Genomic DNA, 6,201 nt, shown 5'->3' with positions numbered 1-6,201 from the left:
GCACTTTTTTCTTGAAAAAAAAGTCCCCCAAAATTCAAGGCTGATGAATATTTGTTGTTTCGTCTAAATAAATCTTTACCACAATCCTGAGTGGTGTGAATGGTTTTACTTAATGAAGGTTTCTACAACACCCGTCGGATTGTTTTCCGATAGTTCTTTATGAAAGTTTCTACAAAAGATTTATTTGACTACACGTCCAAATCTTCATAGGCCGTCTTTCGTTCTTCGGTAAGATGGATTGATTTTTACAGGCAGCGCCTAAATATTCGCTCTTTTTACTTTCTACTCAATACTTTCTACTTCCAGAAAGGGATAACATTCATAAAAAAACAGTCTAACCCGAAGCGCATGAGCAATCCCCCAGAGCCGGAAGGACGAAAAAACAGTAGCAGAAATTAAAAAATCTTGCACTTCCAAGCCTATAGCGCATGCGATTTTGTGTTCGAGTTTACACTAACGTTCATAAAGCAATGCCTAGCAAAAATAAGCGCTAATTGTTTTTGAGTGTGGGTAAGGTATGTGTGGCAAAGGCTCCTGCGGGATTGATCAAGGATTTTGATTACTTTTGCCCTCACAAAAGTAATGGGCCCCGCCGGCTCTTGAGGCGGAGAATTACTATCATTAAAGATGTTATGAACTATTCGGTTATTCGTAGTAGACTCAGGATAACTCATATCTCTCTTACTAAAGCAATATCAACCCTTGCAACTGTGGCAATAAACATCGTACTTCGTAACGGAACAAAACAAAATTGCCTTGGCTAAAACTAAATCTTCTTATTTCTGTCAGAGTTGCGGATACGAATCTCCAAAATGGTTAGGTAAATGCCCTGCATGCCAACAATGGAACACTTTTGTAGAAGAAGTGGTAGAGAAAAAATCCAGTGGTGTACCCGATTGGAAAAGTGCCGGAAGCACATCACTCAGCAGAGTAAATAAGCCCTCTAAAGTTCAAGAAATTGTATATACAGAAGAACACCGTTTGGTCACACCAGATAAAGAACTAAATCGCGTACTAGGTGGTGGAATTGTTGGTGGTTCTTTGGTATTGATAGGTGGCGAGCCCGGCATAGGTAAATCTACCTTGATGTTGCAATTGGCTCTTATTGTTCCTAATCTAAAAGTACTTTATGTATCTGGTGAGGAGAGCGAGCAGCAAATTAAGCTCAGGGCAGAGCGTATCTTATCTAAACCTGTATCAGATTGTTATATCCTTACAGAAACATCAACACAAAATATCTTTAAACAAATAGAGCTTCTTGAGCCTAATTTGGTGATTATTGATTCTATACAAACCTTACATTCATCACATATAGAATCTACCCCAGGCAGTGTTTCGCAGGTGAGAGAATGTACAGCAGAACTTTTACGTTTTGCTAAAGAATCATCAACACCTGTGTTTCTAATTGGGCATATTACTAAAGATGGGATGATAGCAGGACCAAAAATATTGGAGCACATGGTGGATACTGTTTTGCAGTTTGAAGGCGATAGGCATCATGTTTACAGAATATTAAGAGCGATAAAAAACAGATTTGGATCGGCATCAGAATTGGGTATTTATGAAATGGAAGGCACAGGGCTTAGAGAAGTTTCTAATCCTTCAGAAATACTATTATCACAAAGGGAGGAACCTTTAAGTGGTGTTACCATATCAGCCACTATGGAAGGTATGCGCCCCATGTTGATAGAAACCCAAGCATTAGTAAGTACATCGCCTTACGGTACGCCACAGCGCTCTGCCACAGGGTTTGATACCCGACGTATGAATATGCTTTTAGCTGTTTTAGAGAAAAGGTGCGGATTTAAATTGGGCGCAAAAGATGTTTTTCTTAATATAGCCGGTGGTATTAGGGTAGAAGACCCGAGTATAGACTTAGGCTTGGTAGCGGCAATTATTTCTTCGCATGAGGATATTCCAGTTTCTTATAAAGTTTGTTTTGCTGCCGAGGTAGGTTTATCAGGAGAGATTAGAGCCGTTACCCGTATAGAACAACGTATTGCAGAGGCTCAGAAATTGGGTTTCGAGCAAATCTTTATCTCTAAATACAACAAAAAAGGTCTAGATATCAGTAAGTTTAATATCGAGATTAAAACAGTAGCCAAAGTAGAAGAGATGTTTAGCTTATTGTTTGGATAAGTTGTTTTATCGTAAAAATTTATATTTTTCTTTATAGGTAGGATTTAAATGAGGAAGAAAAAACTCATTTTTGTATATCATTAAATCTTGTGCTACCAAACAAGTTATAACATATTAAGAATATTAAGATGAAAAGAATATTACAACTCTCTTTTATAGCGCTTTTTGCCATATCTTGTAATTCTATCTCACAAAAAGTAGAATTAAAAGGGCCACAATTAGTTAATGGCACTACCTACGGCGATTCTGTTTTTGATAATAATATACAAAGTTTAGAGGCTGTAAAAGCTATTGCAGAAAAATCTGGCGCTACCAATGCCAAAATTAAAGGCGAGATTACAGAGGTTTGTCAGAAAAAGGGCTGTTGGTTAAAAGTAAAATCAGCAGATGGCGAAGACTTACATGTGACCTTTAAGGATTATGCATTTTTTGTTCCTAAAGATATTGCCGGAAAAACTGTTGTTTTAGATGGTGTTGCAAAGATTGATACCGTTTCTGTAGAAACCCAAAGACATTATGCAGAAGATGCCGGAAAATCTCAGGAAGAAATCAATAAAATAACTGCTTCTAAAGTAAAGCTTAGCTTTGAAGCTAAGGGAGTTGTGGTGATGTAAGGAAAACTTCTTAAAAAGAAAACGGGTGGAGATTTTACCTCAACCCGTTTTTTGTTTTATGGCTTTTGATAAAAACCTAATTGCACTATCTAGAAAATTAAAACATAGAACTTGCACCTACATTCATAGCTAAATTAACATAACTAATTATTAATCCACATATTAAATGTATTACTGATATTAGAATATTTATATAGAAACTAGTCCTATCAAACTTAATTCTAACATAGTTTAAGGTAACGAAGATTTTTAAAAAATATAAAACGCCGTACAAGCTAGAATTAAGTATGTACCTTATTTTTTATAAGAAATAATATCACAATAAAAAAACAGGAATTAAATAAAAAACTGAAACTTTCTTATACATTTTTCCTAAAGATATATATCTTTTCTGTGCCCTAGGTCAATAACATCTACCGAAAGTACATCATCGAAAATATCATAAATAATGCGATAATCTGCCACACGTATCCGAAAACCGTCTCTGCCTTTAAGCTTTTTACAGCCACTTGGTCTGGGGTTGTCAGCAAGACTATAAATAACTTGCTTGATACTTGAATAATAAGGCTCGTTAATTTTCTCAAGAGCTTTAATAGCTCTCTTTTTTAAAGTTACTCGATAAGCCATTATTTAGCTTTGCGTTTGGCTTCAATCATTTCAAAGGCTTCATGAAGAGGAACAGAAGGTTCATTTGATTTTTTGGCTTCATCATAAAGCTTTATATCTTCTAACTCTTCTAGCTCTTCCATAATAGCTTTAAAATCCTTTATAGGAAGTACTACAGATATTTTTTTACCTGCATTATCTGTAATGTATTGTGGTTTTATTGCTATCATAACTTATTCTATATCGTAGTTAACTTTTGTTTTTAACATCCTCATCTATTTCGAACATGTAAGATAAATATAGTTAAATCAACTAAAACCTAAAAATTATCCTATAGGATGGTGAATTGGCAGTATAAGTCTATGTAAATATTTTTATGTTTTTTTATGCTATATAAGAAAACGGGTGGAGATTTTACCTCAACCCGTTTTTTGTTTTATGGCTGTATAGAAACAGTTCTTTCTGTGGGGTTAAAGGCATTACTAACGGTTTTTCCGTTTTTATCAACCAGTTCTATTCTGATTTTTAAATCTCCGGCAGGTGCACCTTTAATAAAATAGGGTGTCCAGTTATCTACAGTAAAAGAAGTATCAGCTACGCCAACTTTAACTTTATAATCATTCGGAGAAATTTTAGCATTGCTTACAAAGAAGTCTAACAATACGTTTTCAGTATCTTTTCCTTTATAATCGCCTTTTGGTCTGCTATAAAATAGCATTGGTTCTTTAGGCGCTGGAAGCTCTACATATTTGCCATTTTCATCAATCTTAAATTTAGTTAAAACAGATGCTCCGGCAGATTTGACCGATAAATGGTAAGATCTGGACAAGAAATTAAGTAAAATATGTTCGGTATTTTTAGCTAAAGTAATGGTATTTGTAGGTTTATATAATGCTTGATAAGGCTTATTATCTAGTATAAAATGGATATGTTGTCCTTCAGCAGAGTTTGCACAATGTTCTGCTGGCATATTTGCTGTTTGCTTGGTAAGCTCGTAATTTTTAACGTCAAAATTAAAAGTTATTTTAACAGAGTCTGTACCAGCAGGCTGGGTAGATACATTTTTGATAGTGAGCTGAGCATCAGGAAAATCATTGTTTTCTTGCAGAGCCTCTATGCTTATACTGCTATTCTGAACAGTATCTTGATGTTCTGCATTTGCTTTGTTGTTTGCCTGATTGCAAGCTGTGGTGGCCATAAAAAGGGTTATGGCACCTAATAACGTAGATTTTAAATTTAATTTCATGATTTTAATTGTTTGATAGACTATTTGTAGTTAAACACTAACGGTTAAAAACAGCTATATATCAAATTTTATGCCTTGTGCTAAAGGAAGTTGATGAGAGTAGTTAATGGTGATGGTTTGCCTTCTCATATAAGCTTTCCAGGCATCAGAGCCAGACTCTCTGCCTCCGCCTGTTTCTTTCTCTCCACCAAAGGCACCTCCAATTTCTGCTCCTGAAGTTCCAATATTTACATTAGCAATTCCGCAATCAGACCCATTAACACTTAAAAACTGCTCTGCTTCTCTTAAATGATTGGTCATGATAGCTGATGATAAACCTTGCGGAACATCATTCTGAATAGCTATAGCTTCATCTAAACTTTTGTATTTCATGATATACAAAATGGGGGCAAAGGTTTCTGTCTTTACCACATCAATATGAGGTTCTACCTCGGCAATACAAGGTTTAACATAGCAACCAGAAGCGTAAGCTTCGCCAGTTAGAACACCCCCTTCTACAATAAAATTTCCGCCCTGTGCCTTGCATTTTTCTATAGCAGCCAAATAATGTGCTACGGCTTGCTTATCTATAAGTGGTCCCACATGGTTTTGCTCATCCAAAGGATTGCCAATATTAAGTTGGGCATAAGCTTTAACCAATTTTTCTTTAAAGGCTTGGTAAACACTTTCGTGGATGATTAACCTACGGGTAGAAGTACATCTTTGCCCTGCTGTGCCCACAGCACCAAAAACGGCACCTATAAGGCTCATCTCTAAATCTGCCTCGGCAGATATGATGATGGCATTATTACCGCCTAGTTCTAATAAATATTTACCCAGTCTACCAGCCACAGCCTGCGCAACCGCTTTACCCATGCTGGTAGAACCTGTAGCAGATAATAAGGCTATTTTATTATCGTGAGCCAGTTTTTCTCCTAAAACGCTATCACCACACAACAAACAAGAGACGCCTTCTGGCACTTGGTTTTGTTCAAAAACTTTTGAGATGATTTGTTGACAAGCGATTGCTGTTAAAGGTGTCTTTTCTGATGGTTTCCAAATACAAACATTACCACACACCCAGGCTAGGGCAGCATTCCAACTCCAAACCGCCACGGGGAAATTAAAAGCAGAGATGATACCAACCACACCTAAAGGATGCCACTGCTCGTACATACGGTGTTGTGGCCTTTCAGAGTGCATGGTTAAACCATATAATTGTCTGGATAAACCAACCGCAAAATCACATATATCTATCATCTCCTGTACTTCTCCTAAGCCTTCTTGCAGGCTTTTTCCCATCTCATAAGAAACTAAAGTGCCTAAATCATTTTTATGCTTACGTAGTGCTTCACCTATTTGTCTTACCATCTCGCCGCGTTTGGGTGCGGGCCAATTTCTCCAGATGATAAATGCTTTTTCTGCTTGCTCAATAAGCTTATCATAACTTTGCAGCGTACTAAAACTTACTTTTGCTATCTGCTTGCCATCAACTGGAGAGAAAATAGCTTTAGCTTCTTCCCCATCAAACCAATGGCTGCCTGTGCTAGTACCTTTATTTGTTTCATGAAGGTTTAATGCCTGTAAAATATGCTGAATTTTATTTTCCATGATGTG

At 36.5% G+C, this 6,201-nt stretch carries 6 protein-coding genes; 2 read left to right on the top strand and 4 right to left on the bottom strand.

The features are described 5' to 3' along the window. Window positions 1-756 precede the first annotated feature (756 nt). Both radA and B2745_RS16585 read left to right on the top strand, forming a co-directional pair. Window positions 757-2,139 (top strand): DNA repair protein RadA, encoded by a 1,383-nt coding sequence (gene radA, locus B2745_RS16590; protein WP_026902793.1) that lies wholly within the window; start codon window positions 757-759, stop codon window positions 2,137-2,139. Window positions 2,140-2,267: 128 nt separating this feature from the next. Then, a complete protein-coding gene (locus tag B2745_RS16585; protein WP_304068966.1) occupies window positions 2,268-2,753 on the top strand; it encodes a DUF4920 domain-containing protein in 486 nt (161 codons plus the stop codon). 372 nt (window positions 2,754-3,125) lie between these two features. Here the strand turns inward: B2745_RS16585 and B2745_RS16580 are convergent, their stop codons facing one another. The 4 genes from B2745_RS16580 to B2745_RS16565 form a co-directional block, all read right to left on the bottom strand. Beyond that, complete coding sequence (locus B2745_RS16580) at window positions 3,126-3,380, bottom strand: type II toxin-antitoxin system RelE family toxin (protein ID WP_304068964.1); 255 nt, start codon at window positions 3,378-3,380, stop codon at window positions 3,126-3,128. Continuing rightward, on the bottom strand, window positions 3,380-3,589 hold the full coding sequence (locus B2745_RS16575) for a hypothetical protein (RefSeq protein ID WP_026902791.1): 210 nt from the start codon (window positions 3,587-3,589) through the stop codon (window positions 3,380-3,382). The genes B2745_RS16580 and B2745_RS16575 overlap by 1 nt, the downstream gene beginning before the upstream one ends. A gap of 206 nt (window positions 3,590-3,795) precedes the next feature. After that, window positions 3,796-4,605 carry a hypothetical protein gene (locus B2745_RS16570; protein ID WP_304068963.1) on the bottom strand — a complete coding sequence of 270 codons (810 nt, stop codon included), beginning with the start codon at window positions 4,603-4,605 and terminating at the stop codon, window positions 3,796-3,798. Between the two features lie 54 nt (window positions 4,606-4,659). Further along, window positions 4,660-6,195: an aldehyde dehydrogenase family protein gene (locus B2745_RS16565; protein WP_304068961.1), complete on the bottom strand. Its 1,536-nt coding sequence runs from the start codon at window positions 6,193-6,195 to the stop codon at window positions 4,660-4,662. Between the last annotated feature and the right edge of the window lie 6 nt (window positions 6,196-6,201).

This window comes from Pedobacter glucosidilyticus (assembly GCF_002483235.1).
GTDB classification, from domain to species: Bacteria; Bacteroidota; Bacteroidia; order Sphingobacteriales; family Sphingobacteriaceae; genus Pseudopedobacter; species Pseudopedobacter glucosidilyticum_B.
The sequence above is the reverse complement of the archived record's forward strand: the minus strand, read 5'-3'. Positions and strand labels throughout refer to the sequence as shown.

What these genes read in the sequence shown, in the direction of transcription:
- B2745_RS16585 (WP_304068966.1), top strand. Translation starts at nt 2,268, where the DNA reads ATGAAAAGAATATTACAACTCTCTTTTATAGCGCTTTTTGCCATATCT.
- B2745_RS16570 (WP_304068963.1), bottom strand. Translation starts at nt 4,605, where the DNA reads ATGAAATTAAATTTAAAATCTACGTTATTAGGTGCCATAACCCTTTTT.
- B2745_RS16565 (WP_304068961.1), bottom strand. Translation starts at nt 6,195, where the DNA reads ATGGAAAATAAAATTCAGCATATTTTACAGGCATTAAACCTTCATGAA.
- B2745_RS16575 (WP_026902791.1), bottom strand. Translation starts at nt 3,589, where the DNA reads ATGATAGCAATAAAACCACAATACATTACAGATAATGCAGGTAAAAAA.
- B2745_RS16580 (WP_304068964.1), bottom strand. Translation starts at nt 3,380, where the DNA reads ATGGCTTATCGAGTAACTTTAAAAAAGAGAGCTATTAAAGCTCTTGAG.